General features: G+C 60.4%; 17 protein-coding genes. 14 read left to right on the plus strand and 3 right to left on the minus strand.

What is annotated here, in order from left to right; all coding sequences use genetic code 11:
- Positions 1 to 4: 4 nt before the first annotated feature.
- Positions 5 to 895 (minus strand): cation diffusion facilitator family transporter, encoded by an 891-nt coding sequence (locus tag FHS09_RS11730; RefSeq protein ID WP_183460095.1) that lies wholly within the window; start codon positions 893 to 895, stop codon positions 5 to 7.
- 110 nt (positions 896 to 1,005) lie between these two features.
- Between FHS09_RS11730 and FHS09_RS11735 the strand changes: the two genes are divergently transcribed.
- The 13 genes from FHS09_RS11735 (at position 1,006) to FHS09_RS11795 (ending at position 15,817) form a co-directional block, all read left to right on the plus strand.
- Positions 1,006 to 2,220, plus strand: coding sequence for a permease (locus tag FHS09_RS11735; protein WP_183460097.1), 1,215 nt, complete (start codon positions 1,006 to 1,008; stop codon positions 2,218 to 2,220).
- Positions 2,221 to 2,491: 271 nt separating this feature from the next.
- Complete coding sequence (locus FHS09_RS11740; protein ID WP_183460099.1) at positions 2,492 to 3,157, plus strand: DUF6515 family protein; 666 nt, start codon at positions 2,492 to 2,494, stop codon at positions 3,155 to 3,157.
- A 136-nt stretch (positions 3,158 to 3,293) separates the two neighbouring features.
- Positions 3,294 to 4,655, plus strand: a complete 1,362-nt coding sequence (glmU, locus tag FHS09_RS11745; protein ID WP_183460101.1) for a bifunctional UDP-N-acetylglucosamine diphosphorylase/glucosamine-1-phosphate N-acetyltransferase GlmU — start codon at positions 3,294 to 3,296, stop codon at positions 4,653 to 4,655.
- Between the two features lie 247 nt (positions 4,656 to 4,902).
- The gene (gene pdhA / locus FHS09_RS11750) at positions 4,903 to 5,994 is read left to right on the plus strand and encodes a pyruvate dehydrogenase (acetyl-transferring) E1 component subunit alpha (RefSeq protein WP_183460103.1); all 1,092 of its coding nucleotides are present in this window, start codon (positions 4,903 to 4,905) and stop codon (positions 5,992 to 5,994) included.
- Entirely contained in the window at positions 5,994 to 6,989 is a 996-nt protein-coding gene (locus FHS09_RS11755) for an alpha-ketoacid dehydrogenase subunit beta (RefSeq protein WP_183460105.1), read from the plus strand. Before pdhA ends, FHS09_RS11755 begins: the two co-directional genes overlap by 1 nt.
- Positions 6,986 to 8,152 carry a dihydrolipoamide acetyltransferase family protein gene (locus FHS09_RS11760; protein ID WP_183460107.1) on the plus strand — a complete coding sequence of 389 codons (1,167 nt, stop codon included), beginning with the start codon at positions 6,986 to 6,988 and terminating at the stop codon, positions 8,150 to 8,152. Before FHS09_RS11755 ends, FHS09_RS11760 begins: the two co-directional genes overlap by 4 nt.
- Before the next feature lie 149 nt (positions 8,153 to 8,301).
- On the plus strand, positions 8,302 to 9,060 hold the full coding sequence (locus FHS09_RS11765; protein ID WP_183460109.1) for a DeoR/GlpR family DNA-binding transcription regulator: 759 nt from the start codon (positions 8,302 to 8,304) through the stop codon (positions 9,058 to 9,060).
- 153 nt (positions 9,061 to 9,213) lie between these two features.
- Complete coding sequence (gene glmS, locus FHS09_RS11770) at positions 9,214 to 11,043, plus strand: glutamine--fructose-6-phosphate transaminase (isomerizing) (RefSeq protein WP_183460111.1); 1,830 nt, start codon at positions 9,214 to 9,216, stop codon at positions 11,041 to 11,043.
- 614 nt (positions 11,044 to 11,657) lie between these two features.
- A complete protein-coding gene (locus FHS09_RS11775) occupies positions 11,658 to 12,155 on the plus strand; it encodes an FG-GAP repeat domain-containing protein (RefSeq protein WP_183460113.1) in 498 nt (165 codons plus the stop codon).
- Positions 12,156 to 12,205: 50 nt separating this feature from the next.
- The gene (locus tag FHS09_RS23260; RefSeq protein ID WP_183460115.1) at positions 12,206 to 13,216 is read left to right on the plus strand and encodes a DUF5675 family protein; all 1,011 of its coding nucleotides are present in this window, start codon (positions 12,206 to 12,208) and stop codon (positions 13,214 to 13,216) included.
- 4 nt (positions 13,217 to 13,220) lie between these two features.
- Entirely contained in the window at positions 13,221 to 13,745 is a 525-nt protein-coding gene (locus tag FHS09_RS11785; RefSeq protein WP_183460117.1) for a hypothetical protein, read from the plus strand.
- Between the two features lie 128 nt (positions 13,746 to 13,873).
- A complete protein-coding gene (locus tag FHS09_RS23395) occupies positions 13,874 to 14,416 on the plus strand; it encodes a transposase (RefSeq protein WP_221191966.1) in 543 nt (180 codons plus the stop codon).
- Between the two features lie 585 nt (positions 14,417 to 15,001).
- Positions 15,002 to 15,817 carry a class II aldolase/adducin family protein gene (locus FHS09_RS11795; RefSeq protein ID WP_425487772.1) on the plus strand — a complete coding sequence of 272 codons (816 nt, stop codon included), beginning with the start codon at positions 15,002 to 15,004 and terminating at the stop codon, positions 15,815 to 15,817.
- 66 nt (positions 15,818 to 15,883) lie between these two features.
- Here the strand turns inward: FHS09_RS11795 and FHS09_RS11800 are convergent, their stop codons facing one another.
- Positions 15,884 to 16,831: an EamA family transporter gene (locus FHS09_RS11800; protein ID WP_183460119.1), complete on the minus strand. Its 948-nt coding sequence runs from the start codon at positions 16,829 to 16,831 to the stop codon at positions 15,884 to 15,886.
- A 106-nt stretch (positions 16,832 to 16,937) separates the two neighbouring features.
- Here FHS09_RS11800 and FHS09_RS11805 point away from each other — a divergent pair, with 106 nt between their 5' ends.
- Positions 16,938 to 17,414 (plus strand): AsnC family transcriptional regulator, encoded by a 477-nt coding sequence (locus FHS09_RS11805; RefSeq protein WP_183460121.1) that lies wholly within the window; start codon positions 16,938 to 16,940, stop codon positions 17,412 to 17,414.
- A 62-nt stretch (positions 17,415 to 17,476) separates the two neighbouring features.
- Here the strand turns inward: FHS09_RS11805 and FHS09_RS11810 are convergent, their stop codons facing one another.
- Positions 17,477 to 19,318 carry a monovalent cation:proton antiporter-2 (CPA2) family protein gene (locus tag FHS09_RS11810; protein ID WP_183460123.1) on the minus strand — a complete coding sequence of 614 codons (1,842 nt, stop codon included), beginning with the start codon at positions 19,316 to 19,318 and terminating at the stop codon, positions 17,477 to 17,479.
- Between the last annotated feature and the right edge of the window lie 2 nt (positions 19,319 to 19,320).

The following is a 19,320-nucleotide window of genomic DNA, read 5'->3' on the forward strand; positions in this document are numbered from 1 at the left end:
TGTGTCAGAGGTAGTCGGGGTCGGTGGTGAAGACCACGTCGAACTCCCGCTCGGCAACAAATTTGTTCATGCGCTCAGTCAGCAGTTCGCGCCAGGCGTCCGCCTGTTCCACCGGCGCGTGATATTGGTCTTCCTCGAGCAGGATCCGCGCGTGCAGGTACAGGGAACGGCCCGTCTTGGTCATGCTCAGCTCCCAGCGCCTACCGGGAATTCCGGCCATGGCCGCGGAGAAGGCCTTGTGGATCTTCCGCTGCATCCTGCCGGAGGGGGCGGACAGCAAAACCTCCATCAGGTTTTTGTACAGAATACCCGCAGGTATCGGCAGCATCACAGCCACCATGACGATAACCAACCAGGCGTCCGCATAGGGCAGCCAGCCGCCCAGCAGGTCCCCGAACAGCCATACAAAGGCAAAGGCGCAGAGCACCACTACACTAAGGGCTGTGTCCACCAGCCAGGCAAAGGAGTCCACCTGGAGCAGTGAGGAACCGCTGGCCCTGCCGATGCGGCGCAATATCAGGTAGATCGCCAGGCAGCCACTGGCCGCGATGGCCGCGTAAAAGGTAGCAATGCCCGCCTCCAACGAGCGCCCTCCCCCGTACAGCGCCATCACCGCCGATGACAATGCCATCAGCATCACGCCCAGGATCACCATGCTCTGCAGTACATTGAACGCCGGCTCGAAACTGGCGTAGCCGAATGGAAAGTGCTGGTCGGCCCTGCGTTTGATCAGCTGCGCCACGCGGACCATCACCAGCGACATTACAAAGTTCACCAGCGAGAAGACGCCGTCGAGAAAAATTGCGTCAGAGTCCGCCAGGTGTGCGAAGGTAAACCCCAGCGCCGCCATGCCCAGGCAGCCCAGTACCGACAACCACAAGCCCTTCCTTTCCACCAGTTAGCTCCTTTAATAAGACGTTACCAATCCGGGCATATCGAGGGCCTGGACTGGTGACATGGCTACACTCACAGATTGATTTCCCGGTAATCCAAAGCATCCTGCCTATGCAGAGTCTACTCGCCAATTGGCACCAGGCGGCAACCACTACCCTGGGATTGTTCTGGATGGCGTTCTGGGCCTTTGGCCTGGGCTACCTGATCAGCAGTATGATCCAGGTCTTCGTATCGCGGCGGCGCATGCGGCAGACCATGGGCAAATCCGGGGCCCGGGATATCGCGCTGGCGGGTTTCTTTGGCTTTATCTCCAGTTCCTGTTCCTTCGCCGCCCTGGCGACCACCCGCGCGCTCTTCTCGAAAGGCGCGAGATTTATTCCCTCCCTCGCCTTCCTGCTTGCGTCTACCAACCTGGTGATCGAACTGGGTATCGTGATTGCGCTGTTTCTCGGCTGGCAGTTCGTGGTCGGGGAATATCTGGGGGGCCTGCTGCTGATCCTGCTGATGTGGCTGGTGGTTTCCCTCACCGCGCCGAAAAAGCTGATCGATAAGGCGCGCGACCGGGCCCGCGAAGCGGAGGGTAACGGTGATGAAGAGAAAATACCCGACTGGAAAAAGCTGATCCGCAGCCGCGAGGGCTGGCGGCGGGTGGCCGATCGCTACGTGATGGAATGGCATATGGTGTGGCGGGATGTCACCATCGGTTTTACCGTCGCCGGCATTATCGCCACATTTGTGCCGCGCAAATTCTTCCAGGCGCTCTTCGTCGGCGCCGGCGGCGGCGATACGGCGTTCTGGGAAGTATTGCTGCAGAGCCTGGTGGGGCCGGTGGCGGCCTTTTTTACCTTTATCGGCTCCATGGGCAATATCCCGCTGGCTGCCGTACTGTTTGGAAATGGCGTCAGCTTCGCCGGCATCATGGCATTTATTTTCAGCGACCTGGTGGTGTTGCCGGTATTGCGCATCCAGGCGCAGTACTACGGCTGGAAGATGGCGCTTTATATCCTCGGTGTATTTCTGGTTATTCTGATCGCCAGCGCGATTGCCATGCACTACGGCTTTGCCGCCCTGGGGATGCTGCCGGAGGCCGACGCGGCCAGAAGTCTCACCAACAGGGAGTATTTTTCGGTCGATTACACCCTGTTTCTTGATCTGGTATTTATCGCGCTGAGCCTGTTTTTTCTGGTTTGGCGTTGGCGGGATCGCGGCCTGCCGGGATTTAAGACGGATCGCCTGAATGACAGGCTACTGTTGGGGCTGGCATGTATCGCTATTACTTGGTTGATCTGTGGAATCAGTTTGCCCTTCGTGATCGAAGGAATTTGATCGCTGGCAGAACTGAAACTTGTCGCCATTGATCGATATCGTCACGGTATCTGATATTCATGTACTTCGCGGAACCTCTATCCCGCTCCTGTACAGAAACCCAGGGGAACGGCTTACCGAGATCAGGCCGTGCCGTCTCGGAAGGCAGCGGAAACTCCGGGGGGATTTCTGCAGAGCCGACCTATCGTCGGTTTGGTTCTTTCTTCCATTCTGGGGATTGGCACTGCCGCAGCATAAACTTTGAACAGTATGCAACCGCGGGAATGCCGCTATGCGCTACGCCATTGCACTTCTGTTCTGTCTCACTGCCGCGCTCGCCTGGCCCCAGGGCGGGGCGCCAGAGGTCCCCACTGGCGCCTCGCAGCTATTGGTGCGCGGCGAGACCTATTACTATTGGGACGGTTCTTTCTATCGCCCGGAAAATGGCGGTTACCGACGGGTTGAGCCGCCGCTGGGTGCGCGGGTACCTTCGGTTCCCGGCGGCGCCAGCAATGTCACCATCAGCGGCGACCGCTACTCTATTACCTCCGACGGCACCTTTTTCCTGTACGACCCGCGTGGTGGCGACTATACGGTGGTCACCCCGCCCCCTGGCTGGCGCGACTACACTGCGCCGACGGAACTCTATGCACTTCCGGCTCCGAAGCGTTCAGCTCCACAACCTCCGGCTCCACAAGCCCCGGCTCCGGAACCCCAGGAAATACCCCCGGCCTACCCGTCCTATCCCAACTACGGCGCGGACCGTGACAATCTTTACCCCAACTACGGCCGCTACCGCTATCGCGACGGCGGCCCTTTTGGCAGCTATCGCGATCTCAAATCGGCCTGCCGCCGCATAGCCAGCGACCAGTCGCGCCGCGCCATGGTTGGCCCCTACCGCCGCCAGCCGGGCGGCTACTGGGATGAATATGAACGCTGCCTGCGGCTTTCCCAATAGAAATGCGGGGGCGGCGGGATTAAATGAGTAGCGCCATGTGAAAATCCCCCATCATCAGGACCAGCTGGAGCGACTTGTCCCCCGCCGGCCCAGTCTGCACAATGAGCGCCCTCATCAGTAATGTTATTTCCCAATCATGACCATCGATATCGTTATCCTCGCCGCCGGCAAAGGCACCCGCATGCACTCCGACCTGCCCAAGGTGCTGCACCCCATTGGCGGCGTACCCATGTTGGCACGGGTGATCGACGCCGCCCGGCTATTGGGCGAGGTTTCCATCACCGTGGTGGTGGGCCACGGCGCGGACCTGGTGCGGGAGCGATTTGCCGACAGCGGAGTACAGTTTGTCGAGCAGGCGGAGCAGCTGGGCACCGGCCACGCGGTGGCCCAGGCGATCCCCAACTTCCGCAAGGGTTCGACCGTGCTGGTGCTCTACGGCGATGTGCCGCTGGTAAGGAGCGGCACTTTGCAATCTCTACTCTCCGCTTCCGACAAGGGGCCGGCGCTGCTGTCGGTGGAGGTGGCCAACCCCGCCGGCTACGGACGCATAGTGCGGGACGACGCCGGGCGCGTGTTGGAGATTGTTGAGGAAAAAGACGCCGACGCCGATACCCTGGCGATCCGCGAGATCAACACCGGCATCCTCGCCGCGCCGGCGGAGCTGCTGGCGGAGTGGTTGCCGCAGCTGTCCAACGACAACGCGCAAAAGGAGTACTACCTGACCGACGTGGTGGCCCGCTCGGTAGCCGAGGGCATCGCGGTCACCGGCGTGCGCGCCAGCGACCCGCTGGAGGTGGCGGGGATCAACAGCCGCGCCCAGCAGGCGGAGCTGGAGCGCGCCCTGCAGCGCCGCCAGGCGGGAGCATTGATGGCCGCCGGCGTCACCCTGCTGGACCCGACGCGCCTCGATATTCGCGGCAGGCTGAACTGCGGCACCGATGTCTGTATCGATATCAACTGCATATTCGAGGGCGAGGTTACCCTTGGCAACGGCGTGGAAATCGGCCCCAACTGCCTGCTGAAAAACTGCACACTCGCCGACGGCGTGCGCGTGGAGGCCAACTCTGTGATCGAGGACGCCCGTGTGGGCCAAGCCTGCACCGTCGGTCCCTTCGCGCGCCTGCGCCCTGGCACCGAGCTGGCCGAGGGCGCCAAGGTGGGCAACTTCGTCGAGACCAAGAAGGCGCAGATCGGCCGCGGCAGCAAGGTCAATCATCTCTCTTACGTGGGCGATGCCATTGTGGGAGAGGGGGTCAATATCGGCGCCGGCACCATCACCTGCAACTACGACGGCGTAAACAAATTCCGCACCGAGATCGGCGACGGCGCCTTTATCGGCTCCAACACCGCACTGGTTGCCCCGGTGAGCGTGGGCGCCGGGGCGACGGTGGGCGCCGGCTCCACCATCACCCGGGAGGTGGGGGACGAGGAACTGGCGGTGGCTCGCGGCCGGCAGCGGAACATCACCGGCTGGCAGCGGCCTTCCAAGAAAAGCTGAGCCAAAGCTCAGTTTCAAATTGCGCCCCCGTTGATTCGTCATACCGGCGGAGGCCGGTATCCAGCTCAGTGGCAACTGGGTTTCGGTACCGGATCAAGTCCGGCATGACGTTCCTGCGCCGGAATGACGAATATGTCGCAGGGGCGAATTCTCCCCTGCGAATCAGGCGGAAAACTCCTCTTCATCGGGCCGGTGGGCTGCTCCCCATCCGTTACACTTTCGCTTCGGGAACATAAGGAATTGCCCGATGCACAAACCCAGAATGCACCTGCTCGCCTCCTTCGATATTGCGCACCTGCAGTACCTGGATGAGGCGGGCCGGGCCACCCAGGAACTCCCGGACTTCGCCACTCCCGACACCCTGCTCGCCTTCTACCGGCAGATGTCCCTGGCGCGGCTGGTGGATGACCGCGCGGTAAAGCTGCAGCGCACCGGGCAGTTGGGAACCTACCCCTCCAGCCTGGGCCAGGAGGCCATCGGCGTGGGCACCGGCAGCGCCCTGGAGAAAAGCGACGTCTACTGCCCCTACTACCGGGAAAGCGGTGCCCTGCTGGAGCGGGGCGTAAAGATCGAGGAGATCCTTGCCATCTGGGGCGGCGACGAGCGCGGGCAGGACTTCCGCCACGCCCGCGAGGACCTGCCCCTCTGCGTCCCCATCGCCACCCAGCTGCTGCACGCCGCCGGCGTGGCCTTCGCCCTCAAGTACAAGCGCGAACAGCTGGACGAACCGCCGCGGGTGGCGGTGGCCAGCGCCGGTGACGGCGCCACCTCCAAGGGCGATTTCCACGAGGCCCTGAACCTGATCGGTGTCTGGAAGCTGCCGGCGGTGTTCGTGATCAACAACAATCAATGGGCCATCTCGGTGCCCCGCAGCGCCCAGAGCGCGTCGAAAACCATCGCCCAGAAGGCCATTGCCGCCGGCATCCCCGGCCTGCAGGTGGATGGTAACGACGTGATCGCGGTGCGCTCCGCGGTGGCGGATGCCATCGAGCGCGCGCGCAATGGCGAGGGCCCCACCCTGATTGAAGCCACCAGCTACCGCCTCTGCGACCACACCACCGCCGATGACGCCAGCCGCTACCAGCCCGAGGAGGAGGTGCGCGAGGCCTGGAAGCGCGAGCCCCTGATCCGCCTCGGCCGCTACCTGCGCAACGAGGGCCTGTGGAGCGACGAACAGGAGGGGGAACTGCAGCGGGAGCTGGCGGAAGTGATGGAGAAAGCGCTGCGCGCCTATTCCGAACGCGCGAAAGACAAACCCACGGCGATGTTCGACCACCTCTACGCCCGGCTGCCGGAGGCCTTTCTGGAACAGTACGACCAACTGGCCGGGGAGCAGTGATGGCGCAGATCACCCTGCTGGAGGCGGTCACCCAGGCCCTGGCCCACGAACTGGGAGCGGACCCCCGGGTGGTGGTATTCGGCCAGGACGTGGGCGTCAACGGCGGCGTCTTCCGCGCTACCGAGGGCCTGCAGAAAACCTTCGGCCCCGAGCGGGTTCTGGACACTCCGCTGGCGGAAACCATGATCGCCGGCATCGCCGTGGGCATGGCAACCCAGGGGCTGCGTCCGGTGGCCGAGTTCCAGTTTATGGGGTTCATCTACCCCGGTCTGGACCATATCCTCAACCACGCCGCGCGCTACCGGAACCGCACCCGCGGGCGCCTATCCTGTCCGATTGTCTACCGCGCGCCGTTTGGCGGGGGCATCCATGCGCCGGAACACCACTCCGAGAGCACCGAGGCAATCTTCGCCCATATTCCCGGGCTGCGGGTGGTGGTGCCCTCCTCCCCCGCGCGGGCCTACGGCCTGCTGCTGGCGGCGATCCGCGACCCAGACCCGGTGATCTTCCTGGAGCCCAAGCGCATCTATCGCGCCGCCAAACAGGAGGTGCCGGACAACGGTGAGGCCCTGCCCTTGGACCGCTGTTTCGTGCTGCGCGAGGGAACCGATATCACCCTGATCTCCTGGGGTGCCTCGCTGAAGGAGACCCTGGAGGCCGCGGAACAACTGGCTGAAGAGGGCATAGAGGCGGAAGTCATCGACCCGGCCACCCTTAAGCCGCTGGATATCCACACCGTAATCGACTCGCTGGAGAAGACTGGCCGCTGCGTGGTGGTACACGAGGCGGCGCGTTTTGGCGGCCTGGGCGCGGAGATCGCTGCGCAGATCGGCGAATACGCTTTCGACCTGCTTAAGGCGCCGGTGCAGCGGGTCACCGGTTACGACACAGTGATGCCCTACTACCAGTTGGAGAACAACTACCTGCCCGACACGGAGCAAGTGCTCACTGCGGCCCGCGCCACGATGGACTATCCAGGTGAGGGGGCGAAATGAAAATCTTCAAGCTGCCGGATCTGGGCGAGGGCCTGCAGGATGCGGTAATCCGCGAATGGCACGTGGCCGAGGGCGAAACCGTCGCCGTCAACCAGGGCCTGGTCACCGTAGAGACCGCCAAGGCCCTGGTGGATGTGCCCTCCCCTTGGAGCGGCACCGTGGAAAAGCTCTACGCCGCCAAAGACGACACCATCGACGTGGGCCAGCCGCTGGTGGGCTTCGTCGAAGAGAAGGCAGAGCAATCCACCTCTGTAGGAGCGGCCGTTGGCCGCGATCAACCTCCCTCCGAAGAAAAGCCCTCCGACGCCGGCACGGTAGTCGGCAGAATCCAGCAAAGCGGACAAACCCTGGGCGAAGAAACCGCCCCCCGCACGCCGGTGCACCGCACCGCAACCCCCGCAGTCCGCGCCCTCGCCCGCCGCCTGGGAGTCGATCTCAGCCAACACCAACCCCAGGGAGAGCGCTTCACCGCCGACGAGGTCCGCGAGTTGGCAGAACGGAAGCCGAAGCAGGAGAAGGAAAAGAAGCGCCCGGGCAAGGCACCCGCGAAAGAGGCCTCCCCCGCCCGCCGCGCCATGGCCCTGGCCATGAGCCGGGCCCGCGACCAGGTGGCGCCCATGACCCTGTGCGACCAGGTGGACATCTCCCCCTGGTGGGGCGAGCAGTCCGCCACCCTGCGCCTGATCCGCGCCGTGCAAGAGGCCAGCGCCGCCGAACCGAACCTGAACGCCCTCTACGAAAACGACTCACTTTCCCCCTCAGAAACGGTCAATATCGGCCTGGCAGTGGATTCTCCCCGCGGTCTCTACGTGCCCGTACTCAGGGATGTGGCCGCGCGCTCCGACGAAGAGTTGCTGGAACAGATAGAGGACTACAAAGAGCAGGCCCGCGAGACCGGCATCGCCCGGGAGGACCTGCAGGGCGCCACCATACTGCTGTCCAACTTCGGCGGCATGGCCGGCCGCTACGCCACACCGGTGGTGCTGCCGCCTACTGTGGCGATCCTGGGAGCCGGCCGAGTCTTTCAGGGAGTGGTGGCGGTGGACGACAAACCCGCCGTGCGCTCCCTCCTCCCCCTCTCCGTCAGCGCCGACCACCGGGCGGTTACCGGTGGCGAATTGGCGCGTTTCCTAAAGGCCCTGATGCGGGCCCTGGCTGGCTGATTTGTGGGAGCCTGCCTTGCAGGCGATAAATCCCGCCGCCTCTCCTTTTCGCCAGCAAGGCTGGCTCCCACCGGGTTGCAGAAAAATTGCTGTGGGAATTGCTCTTTCGGTTTGCTATCGTTAAGTTTCAAATCGAAACTTAACTGATCATGTCCAAACGCAACACCCTTCAACGCCGACACCGCATACTGGAACAGCTCAACGAAGCCGGCGAGGCCAGTGTGGAACAGCTGGCACGCCAGTTCGAAACTTCAGAAGTTACGATTCGCAAGGACCTCACCGCCATGGAGAGCGCCGGCCTGCTGCTGCGCCGCCACGGGGGCGCCATTCCGGTGCCTCGGGAAATGGTGGCAGAGGAGGCCCCCTCAGAGGTGAAGCGCGCCATCGGCCGCGCCGGCGCGGCGCTGATTCCCGACCACCACCGCATAGTGATCGATTACGGCCGCACCACCGCGGCGATGATCCCCGAGCTGGATCGAAAACGCGGGCTGGTAGTGATGACCAACTCACTGCACGTGGCCAACGCCCTGCGCGAACTGGAGAACGAACCCACCCTGCTGATGACCGGCGGCACCTGGGACCCCCATTTCGAAGCCTTCCAGGGCCGGGTGGCGGAACAGGTGCTGCGAGGCTATGACTTCGACCGGGCCTTTATCGGCGCCGACGGCATCGACCTGGAGCGCGGCACCTGCACCTTCAACGAACAGATAGGCCTCTCCAGGGTGATGGCCGACGTAGCGCGGGAGGTGGTGGTACTGGCGGAGTCCACCAAGGTGGGCCGCCGCATCCCCAACCTGGAATTGCCCTGGGGCCAGGTGGACACCCTGGTGACCGACAGCGGCCTGCAGGAAGAAGCACAGCGGAAATTGGAATCCCAAGGCGTGCGGGTAATCCGCGCCCCCCTGTAGGAGCGGCCCATGGCCGCGACAAATCGGCAGGATAGCCGATTTGGACGCCGCAGGCGCCCGGAGGGTGAGTGCCAGGGATGGCACGAGTCAGCGGTATTGCAGTTGGCACGCCTGATCGCGGCCACTTTGTAACATTCGAGAGAGGAAACGAACATGTGTGGAATCGTCGGCGCGCTGGCCCAGCGCAATGTCAATGAAATCCTGCTGGAAGGGCTCCGTCGTCTGGAGTACCGCGGCTACGACTCCGCCGGCGTCTGCCTGCTGGACGGCGACAGCCAGCTGCAACTGCGCAAGAGCCAGGGCAAGGTGGCGGACCTAGAGTCCCGGCTCGTTGCCGACCCTGCCATCGGCCGCCTGGGCATCGCCCACACCCGCTGGGCCACCCACGGCGCTCCATCGGACGGCAACGCCCACCCGCACCGCTCGGAACATATCGCCCTGGTGCACAACGGCATTATCGAAAACCACCAGCCGTTGCGCGTGGACCTGCAGGCGCGGGGCTACCAGTTTGACTCCGATACCGACACCGAAGTGGTGGTGCACCTGATCCACTCCCTGGCGGCCGAGGGCCACAGCCTGGTGGAGGCGGTAACCACCGCCATCGGGCAACTCGACGGCGCCTACGCCCTGGGGGTGATCAGCGCCGACGAACCGGGCACCCTGGTCTGTGCCCGCTCCGGCAGCCCACTGGTGGTGGGTGTGGGTATCGAGGAAAACTTTATCGCCTCCGACCCCATGGCCCTGCGCCAGGTAACCGACCGCTTTATCTTCCTCGAGGAGGGCGACGTGGCGGAGATCACCGCCGCCGGCATCGCCATCCGCGACAGGAGTGGGAAGGAAGTCAGCCGCCCGGTGCACAAACTGGACGGCGGCCACGACGCCGCGGACAAGGGCCGTTACCGCCACTATATGCAGAAGGAAATCTTCGAGCAGCCGGAAGTGGCAGCCGCCACCCTCGCCGGCCGCATCGGTGCGAAAAGCGTGCTCGCCGAGGCCCTGGGCACCCGCGCCAACGAACTGCTGCCCCAGGTGAAGCAAGTGCAGATTGTCGCTTGCGGAACCAGCTACCACGCCGGCCTGGTGACCCGCTATTGGCTGGAAGACTGGGCGGGTGTGCCCTGTTCAGTGGAGGTGGCCAGCGAGATCCGCTACCGCAAAACCGCGGTGCGCCCCGGCACCCTGTTCGTCACTATCTCACAGTCCGGTGAGACCGCCGACACCCTGGCCGCGCTGCGCCAGGCGAAGGAACTGGGCTACCTGGCCTCCCTGGCCATCTGCAATGTCCCCAACAGCTCCCTGGTGCGCGAATCGGAAATGTCGCTGATGACCCAGGCGGGCCCGGAAATCGGCGTGGCCTCCACCAAGGCGTTCACCACTCAATTAGTCGCGCTGCAGCTGTTCTGTATCGCCCTGGCCAGGGCCAACGGCCTGTCCGCGGAGCGGGAGGCGGAACTGGTCGGGGCCCTGCACCAGTTGCCGGAACTGATGGAGCAATTCACCGGCCTGGACAAGCTGGTAAAGGCTACCTCCGAGGCTTTCGCCGAGAAGCACCACGCCCTGTTCCTCGGCCGCGGTGTGGAATACCCCATCGCACTGGAGGGCGCGCTCAAGCTGAAGGAAATCTCCTATATCCACGCCGAGGCCTACCCCGCGGGCGAACTCAAGCACGGCCCGCTGGCCCTCGTGGACGCGGATATGCCGGTAATCGCCATCGCCCCCAACGACGAGCTGCTGGAAAAGCTCAAATCCAACCTGCAGGAAGTGCGCGCCCGCGGCGGCGAGCTGTTTGTGTTCACCAGCCCCAAAGCCGGCTTCGCCAGCGAGCCGGGCATCACCGTGGTGGAAGTACCGGACGCCCCCGAGAGCCTGGCACCGATCCTGTACACCGTGCCGCTACAGCTGCTCAGCTACCACGTGGCCCTGCTCAAAGGCACCGACGTGGACCAGCCGCGCAACCTGGCCAAGTCGGTGACGGTGGAGTAACCAACGCTCCCCTCTCCCGCTTGCGGGAGAGGGGTTGGGGGAGAGGGAAAGCAGGTCGACCAGTTGCGTCGACACCAACACACTTGACTACAACATAGGCAGCTTGCTAGCTTGCCAAAATCACCGCAGGAGCCTGCTTGCAGGCGAAAAATAGAAAAAGGAAATAAAAATGTCTAAAGCGTCCGTCTTCCGTCTTGTGATCGCAATAGCGCTAACCTTTTCGGCTAATGCATACGCTAATCAGAATACCGGCAAGGTTAAAATCACCTTTTTGGAAAACTGGGTAGCGGTGAAGGCGTATACCTTAAAACCGATCAAAGTAGCCTCACTAATCCCGCAGGTTGTCCCACTACTGCCAGCTACCATATGTCTCCAAATGCATCGGATATAGCGCGGTCGATGTTGATAAGCGCCTATATAGCGGGGAAACCGGTGAAGCTTGCAATATATGGTGGAGGGTGCTCCGCCAATAGACCAAAGATTGTAGCTGTGGCATTTGCAGACTAACTTATGCAACAGTGGGGGCTCCGTTGCAGCCCCCGCCCGTCAACGGAAACAACCAATAATCCCCTGCCGCACGGAGTACCGCGGCAGCATAGCGACAGGCCGTTGCCATGAAAACCAAACTACTCCTCTCTCTCCTTCTATGCCTGATCCCGGCCCTGTCCCTGGGTCAGGGTTTCGACGAAAACTACGAAGTCCGCAAGGGCGATTTCAACGGCGACGGCCTAACTGATCTCTATATCCGCCAGAAACCACAGGTAGTGATATTGCATGGAGATATCGCCACGCCAATTGTGTTGCCAGCACCAGTCAAGGATTTTGTTCTGAGGCAACAGGCTAATGGTAGCTATACAGTTGTTAGTGATCTGTCGTCCCCACAGCGAAGCCAAGTGTTGGGGTGGAACACTGCCACGGAATTGCTCGTGCTTACGAGCGATTTGAATTTTGATGGGTACAAAGACATTTTTATCCGTGGGATTGAAGGCAGCGTACTGGGTCAATATAACCAGATTGTTTTTTCTCCAACCGGCCAAAATTCGCACCGAGTAAAGTCAGAAAGGTTGACTCTGATTTCAAGACTTTCTTCGCTGATGCCTATCGGTGGATAGAAAATGAAAACTATTTCGAAAACGCATCACTGGTAAATGACTGGTATTCCGTGGAGGAAGGTAAAACCTTTGTGGCATGGTGGCGAGTGGGGTATCTCATGTTTTGGGGTTATACGGCCCCGGGAGGCACATCGTTTTTTGAGGAATATGACGAAATATACGATTCCGCAAATGAACCCTACGGTTGTTCGACCCAGTATGATTGTTGGTACACAAACGGTGAATGGTACATTTACGCTGAGGCTACTGAATACACCTTGGTATACGATGATTTCAATGAGTACTTCAATTCAGACGCCGTAACTTTCGGCAAAGCGCAGCATGGTTCGCTCCAGGACCTGATTGACGATATAGAAATAAAAATGGATATCGAAATTGGGGGTGCAGAAATTCCTATTGTAAGTCCGGATGAGGATATCTTGGATGAAAATGATCCGTTTTGGGACGATTTGCTTATGCGAATTGTGCTTCACGACGTGCACTGCGTTACGCAGCCAGAAGTTTGTAGTACTGAAGTTGAGGACATAACAAGAGTAGATATGTATGTAACTAGAACATATGAAGATAGTTATTATTCTGGAACATGCAAAAAACAGTTAAATTATACAAGTGGTGAATATACAGTTGGTGGATCTAATGGTTTGGAACTCAGCGGATATACCTTGGAAAGAGGTGGGCCAGATTCATCAACTCCGTCTAAAGCTGGTGAAGCTTGCACTAACAACCCTAAACGAATCCCTGAGGGAACATATAAGTTTTCAATAACGGGAGCAAATAAATGGCAAAAATACAAGAATGTGCCGAGTATAGATAGTTCTAGCTTTGGCCGATCCGGGATATTGGTCCACAACTCTGGCGGAGCGTATGGTTCTACTGGATGTATCTTAGTTGGCAAAACATCCGGAGAAACAGGGACCTTTGCTGGCGACGCGAGCGCATCTTCTTTAGCTGCATTAAAAGAAATACAGAACGCTCTAACATATTCGACAGGGGGGAATAGGAAATTTCTATTCAGTTATGGTTGGATCTGGATTGAAAATAATGTTGTAAAGGGGGAGTGATTTTGTGAAGAATTGCTTCATAATTCTAACCATAATTGCGTCTATCTTTCCGTCGATTATGCATGGAAATGAGAGTAAAGATAATAAGACTAACGCTGCAGTGGTAATAGAATTTGGGATAGCCGATATTAACAATATTATACCCATGTTAGAGGGAAAAGGGTTTGTAGTGAAGCTTGGAGCGGAATGTTGCATTACTCCAGAAGATCCAGAGTATAATGAGCTGGGTGGTATTTGGATTGGAAAGAAAGTTTCATATTTAGATGCCAAAAAAGTTATTATCGAAATTTTGCCTAGTTATCCGCATTTGTCTTACTACGATTTTTTTAGCGCCGAGGAAGGTAATTATCCGAAAGCGTGGGATAGAACCATATATATAGGCGGATCGAAATGGGCTGTTCATAAAGATATTCGAGAGATAGATAGTGTTCGGGCAGCGGAGCTTTTCTCAGAGGTTTCGAGTCAAGCAGAATTGGAGAAACTGATTCTTTCATTCAGAAAGAAACCAAAGAATTCAAGAGATCAATAAAACTTGGCGAAATGTAATGGAAAACTGGGAATTCCGGGGACACGAATTCCGGGGACAGTATACGTAATAGCTGAGTCAATTTGGAGAGACAGGTAGATGGCACGAATAGCCCGCGTGGTTCTTCCCGGATGTCCACATCATGTCACCCAGCGGGGAAATCGGGTCAGCAAACCTTCTTTTGCGACGAGGACTATCAAGCGTATATCGATCTATTGGCGGATGCTTGTCGGATGCGCGATACAGAAGTCTGGGCTTGGTGCCTGATGCCGAACCACGTCCATCTGGTATTGGTGCCTTCGTCAGAAGATGGGTTGCGCGCGACTATTTCCGAAACACATCGTCGCTATACAAGGCGGATAAATCTCCGCGAAGGTTGGCGGGGGCATCTTTGGCAGGAACGCTTTCATTCCTTTCCGATGGATGAGCCCTACTTGCTGGCTACGGTCCGCTATGTTGAGCTCAATCCTGTTAAAGCCAAGTTGGTTGTAGATCCCCGGGATTGGCCTTGGTCCAGCGCCCGAGCGCGTTCTGGGGCAACGGTGGACAAGTTGCTCGCGCCTCGGCGCCCTCCAGCAGCCACCATACGTCCGCGCCCCATGGGCCACTGTCATTGGTCTCGATGGCGACGCGCAGGACAGACGACCACGGTATGGTTTGAACCTCGCCACTAGGGTAAGCGACGGATACAGCAACGTCGTCGAAGGTAACTAATACCTCGCGCTCGAAAAGGAGCGCCTCGCGACGCAACTGTTGCTTTCGTCTCCACCATGTAATAAGAGAATTAAGCATGTGCTCTAACAGTTATACTGGCTCGTTATCACCAGGCTCTTGTATACTGGCGCATAATACTATATGTAAGAATTTTCTCATTAAAATCAAATAGATAACCAGCATTTTTGCTTTGAATCCAAAGTAAAACGAGCCTGACGCTCTGATGGCCTTATGTGTTTCTGGCTCAAAGTCTCAATGTTGTCTCCTTTAAATTCAATCCCTTAGCGACTATTTGCCGGTGAACAAGAGCCATTGGCTTCTGAATACGGATTGGCCGCTTCATCAACAAGTGAGTGAGCCCTCTCGGAAAATCCAGTTCATCGACTTCGGTGTACTCTGCGCTTGACACTCGATTCCTCCTTAAACGGCATTTTGCGCGGCAGTATATCTGTTTGTAGGGATGGGGGCCGTCCCTCGCCCCCCGTTCCCAGCCATGCTATAACCCAACCTTTGCGGTACCCCAAATTGGACGAGAGGGCCGGCCTATGACCACTGCGGAAAAAAGCAAAAACACGGAAGATTCCAACCCCATCCTGATGAACGGCGATGTGAATATGCTGTTGGGAGAGACTACCCAGCCGCCGGACCAAGTGCGCGAGGAGCGCAAGCGAAAACTCACCGCCGCCTTCCGCCTTTTCGGCAAATTCGGTTTCGACGAGGGGGTGGCGGGCCATATCACTGTGCGCGATCCGGAACACGAGGATCACTTCTGGGTTAATCCTATGGGTGTTTCCTTCAAGCTGTTGAAACTGTCGGATTTGCTGCTGGTGAATCACAAGGGCGAGGTGGTGGAGGGGGACGGTTACCTGAACGGCGCGGCTTTCACCATCCACTCGCATATCCACAAAATGCGCCCGGATGTGGTGGCCGCCGCTCACGCCCACTCCCTGTGTGGCAAGGCCTGGTCCACCCTGGGCCGATTGCTGGACCCTATCACCCAGGATGCCTGCGCCTTCTTCGGCGACCACGGCCTGCTCGACACCTTCTCCGGCGTGGTGTTGGAGATGGGTGAAGGCGAGGCGCTGGCAAAGGCGCTGGGCAACAGGAAGGCGCTGATCCTGCAGAACCACGGCTTGCTCACGGTGGGCAAATCGGTGGACGAGGCCGCCTGGTGGTATATCACCATGGAGCGCAGCTGCCAGGCGCAGCTGTTGGCGGAGGCTGCCGGTACGCCGAAGCTGATCGACCCGGAAGTGGCGATCCGCACCCGGGCGGTGGTGGGGACCGAGTTGGCGGGACTTTTCAGCTTCCAGCCGCTATATAACGTGATCTGCGACGAGCAGCCGGAAATGTTTGAATAACCGGGAGCGCAGAACTCTATCCAGGCACAATTCTATACGGCGGGGCGTCGGAAGATGCCGAGCCCGCTAGCTCGGGTATTCTTCGGGCGCTGGGGACTTCCCGCCTGTTGCAGTGCCCCGCTTCTCTGCTTTTCTCTCCTCTCCCATCGGAGACTGCCGATGTATGGCAACGGCCACCATCACGAGCGCAATGCCGGCAATATCGCGATACGTGGGAATTTGCGCCAGAACAATCCCTGCGATAACCGTTGCCGTCGCCGGTAGCAATGACAGCAATAATGCGAACGATGCTCTGGGCAGGCGCGACATCGCAAGTTGATCGCAGACGTAGGGAATGACCGAGGAACAGATGCCGATCCCGATGCCCGCCAGCACGAGTTCGATGGCGCCGAAAGCCTTGATTGCCTGTGCGAGACCGATCGGCATCAGGATTGCGAAAGCGATCGCCATGGCGGCGCCGAGCTGTTCGATCCCGCGGCTCGCGCCGCCCTGCGCCGCCTTGTGTCCGAGCAGGATGTAGCCGATAAACAGTGCGGCGTTCAGGGCTGACCACATCAATCCGACCGGGTCGGTCGCCCACTTCACGTCGATCAGCAGAAAGACACCGAACACCGCCAGCGCGAGCGCCAGTGCGTTTCGGTTCGTGCGCAATCCATAGAGGGCCACGGCGATGGTGCCGACAAACTCCATTGCCGCCACCAGGCTCATGGGCAGGCGATCCAGGGCCAGATAAAAGGAAGTGTTCATCACTGCCAGGCAAGAACCCATTCCCAGCAGCCGCAGCCGGGTTTTCGTGTCCGCTTTGCGGATCGTCACCCAGGGTCGGGTGATGGCGGCGAAGATCAGCGCGGCAGTTGCAATGCGGAACCAGGCGACACCGAGCACGCCCACCGCCGGAAACAGCAGCACGGCGAAGGATGGGCCAAGGTAGTGGAATACGGCGCTGACGCCGAACCAGGCCGGCGGCGGAACGGCTTCCGCGGCCCGGGTGAATACTGAACGGCAATGCGGCATGGCCACCACTCCTTTTTGGCCGCATGATAAAAGCCGAAAGCGCCGCGATATATATCGATCCAACGGCGAATCTGGTGAATTTTTACAGAATAAAAAGGAGAAAGTGGTGAAAAGACTTCGATATGAAAATGGCGGTCTCGACGCCGTCGACGCCGGGCTGCTCACCGCACTGGCGGCCGACGCTCGCACCAGTGTTGCGGAGCTCGCCCGGCTCGTCGGGCTATCCCCGCCGAGCGTGTCCGAGCGGGTCAAACGCCTGGAAGAGGCGGGTGTGATCGAGGGCTATTCCGCGCGGATCAACCCGAAAGCGCTCGGGCTGCCGCTGGCCGTGTGCCTGCGTATCCGGCCGGTTCCCGGCCAGTTGCACAAGGTGCTGGGGATACTCCGGGAACTCCCGGAGATTGTGGAGTGCGACCGCACAACCGGCGACGACTGCTTTATCGCGCGCGCCCATGTGCGCTCGGTGGAAGCCTTAGAAGAGTTGATCGACCGGATTATCCCGTACGCAATGACCAACACCTCGGTGATTCAATCCTCTCCTGTCGAGCGCAGGCTGCCGCCTTTCTGTTCGGTGGCGGAATGACGCCCGGCACCATTTCCTGTTCACAGGGCAAACGTGAGGGCCACGATTGCACGCTGTATGCTCTAAAGCCCGGGCCTGGAATCCTCCCAGTAGTGATCCAGGTGCAGGTCCTTGTCGCGCCGATCCTCGCGCAGCGCCTGCAGCAGCTGTTCGCGGTAGATTCGCGTCTCGGCGATATGCCGGGATTCGTCGCGCCAGTAGGGGAACAGGGATTCCAGCATGCGCTGGTCGTGCTGCTTGAACTTGCGCGCCACGCGCCGGGCCTGCAGCGGGCTCAGGCCCAGTAGCTCCAACGCCTTCTCGCCGATGCTCAGGGCCGAGTCCACCGTCTCGCGGAAGATATAGGGCACGCCCGCCTCCATCAGCGCGTAGTGGTGCATGCGGTTGCGGGCCCGGGCGAGGATGGCCAGGTGGGGAAAGTGTTTCTGCAACTGGGCGACGATTTCCAGGGAGGCCGCCTGGTCACTCAGGGTGAGGATCACCAACTGGGCGTTGCGGGCGCCGGCGGCGCGCAGCAGGTCCTCCCGCGAGGCGTCGCCGTAGTAGGCCTGGATACCGTAGCGGCGCACCATGTCCAGCTGTTCCGCGTTGCGTTCCAGCAGGGTGGTGTCGAAGCCGCAGGCGTTGAGCAAGCGACCGGCGATCTGCCCGAAGCGGCCGTAGCCGACGATGATCACCGGCGAGCCAGAATCCACTGGCGGTTCCTCCTCCTCTCGCTCTCTCTCGCCGCCGCGCAAGTAGCGGGGCTGGATAAAGCGCTCGTAGACCAGCAGCAGCACCGGCGTAAGCACCATGGACAAGGCGATCAGCGCCACCAACAGGTTGCCGGTAGTGCCGTCCAGCACCCGCTGCCCGGCGGCGAAGGACACCAGCACGAAACCGAACTCCCCCGCCTGCGCCAGGGACAGCGCAAACAGCCAGTCCTCACCGCGGGACATGCCCGCCGCGCGCGCCAGCGCAAACAGCACCGCACACTTCGCCACTACCAGCAGCAGCGCCAGGCCCGGCAGCAGCAGCGGGTACTCCATTACCAAGTGAAGGTTCAGGTTGGCACCGACGGCGAGGAAGAAAAGCCCCAGCAGCAGTCCCTTGAACGGCTGGATATCCGCCTCCAGCTCGTGGCGGAACTCGCTCTCCGCCAGGATCACTCCGGCGAGGAAAGTACCCAGGGCCGGGGACAACCCCAGCCACAGCATGACCGCCGCCGACGCCACCACGATCAACAGCGCGCTGGCGGTAAACATCTCGCGCAGTTCACTACCCGCCACCAGGCGCAGCAGAGGCCCCAGCAGATATCGCCCGGCCAGGGCGAAAGCGGCGATGGTGCCGACCACCGCCAGTGCGTAGCGCCAGCCCTCGAGTCCGCCGGCCTCCGCTTCCGGCGCGGTTCCCGCCAACAGTGGCAGCAGCGCGAGTATCGGGATGACGGCGATATCCTGTAACAGCAGCACCGCGAAAGCGCTGCGACCACCCTGGGTCTTGAGCAGCTTTTTCTCGCTCAGGGATTGCAACACGATGGCGGTGGAAGACAGCGCCAGGATCAGGCCGATGGCCACGGCGGTGCGCCAGTCCTGCGCGAACAGCAGCAGCAACAGTGTGGCCACCACGGCGGCGGTGAGCAGTACCTGCGCACCGCCCATACCGAGGATGGCGCCGCGCAGCTGCCACAGCTTGCGCGGCTGCAGCTCCAGGCCGATCAGGAACAGCATCAGCGCCACGCCGAACTCGGCCACGTGCATCTCCTCCCTGGCGTCCCCCACCAGCCCCAGCGCGTAGGGGCCGATCAGTACACCGGCGAGCAGGTAGCCGAGCACCGAGCCCAGGCCCAGGCGCTTGGACAGGGGGACGGCGACCACCGCGGCAGCCAGGTAAATTGCTGCCTGCAGCAGGAAATTGTTTTCCATAG

Source organism: Microbulbifer rhizosphaerae (genome assembly GCF_014191725.1).
Taxonomy (GTDB): domain Bacteria; phylum Pseudomonadota; class Gammaproteobacteria; order Pseudomonadales; family Cellvibrionaceae; genus Microbulbifer; species Microbulbifer rhizosphaerae.

What these genes read in the sequence shown, in the direction of transcription:
- FHS09_RS11735 (WP_183460097.1), top strand. Translation starts at nt 1,006, where the DNA reads ATGCAGAGTCTACTCGCCAATTGGCACCAGGCGGCAACCACTACCCTG.
- FHS09_RS11740 (WP_183460099.1), top strand. Translation starts at nt 2,492, where the DNA reads ATGCGCTACGCCATTGCACTTCTGTTCTGTCTCACTGCCGCGCTCGCC.
- glmU (WP_183460101.1), top strand. Translation starts at nt 3,294, where the DNA reads ATGACCATCGATATCGTTATCCTCGCCGCCGGCAAAGGCACCCGCATG.
- pdhA (WP_183460103.1), top strand. Translation starts at nt 4,903, where the DNA reads ATGCACAAACCCAGAATGCACCTGCTCGCCTCCTTCGATATTGCGCAC.
- FHS09_RS11755 (WP_183460105.1), top strand. Translation starts at nt 5,994, where the DNA reads ATGGCGCAGATCACCCTGCTGGAGGCGGTCACCCAGGCCCTGGCCCAC.
- FHS09_RS11760 (WP_183460107.1), top strand. Translation starts at nt 6,986, where the DNA reads ATGAAAATCTTCAAGCTGCCGGATCTGGGCGAGGGCCTGCAGGATGCG.
- FHS09_RS11765 (WP_183460109.1), top strand. Translation starts at nt 8,302, where the DNA reads ATGTCCAAACGCAACACCCTTCAACGCCGACACCGCATACTGGAACAG.
- glmS (WP_183460111.1), top strand. Translation starts at nt 9,214, where the DNA reads ATGTGTGGAATCGTCGGCGCGCTGGCCCAGCGCAATGTCAATGAAATC.
- FHS09_RS11775 (WP_183460113.1), top strand. Translation starts at nt 11,658, where the DNA reads ATGAAAACCAAACTACTCCTCTCTCTCCTTCTATGCCTGATCCCGGCC.
- FHS09_RS23395 (WP_221191966.1), top strand. Translation starts at nt 13,874, where the DNA reads ATGTCCACATCATGTCACCCAGCGGGGAAATCGGGTCAGCAAACCTTC.
- FHS09_RS11795 (WP_425487772.1), top strand. Translation starts at nt 15,002, where the DNA reads ATGACCACTGCGGAAAAAAGCAAAAACACGGAAGATTCCAACCCCATC.
- FHS09_RS11800 (WP_183460119.1), bottom strand. Translation starts at nt 16,831, where the DNA reads ATGCCGCATTGCCGTTCAGTATTCACCCGGGCCGCGGAAGCCGTTCCG.
- FHS09_RS11810 (WP_183460123.1), bottom strand. Translation starts at nt 19,318, where the DNA reads ATGGAAAACAATTTCCTGCTGCAGGCAGCAATTTACCTGGCTGCCGCG.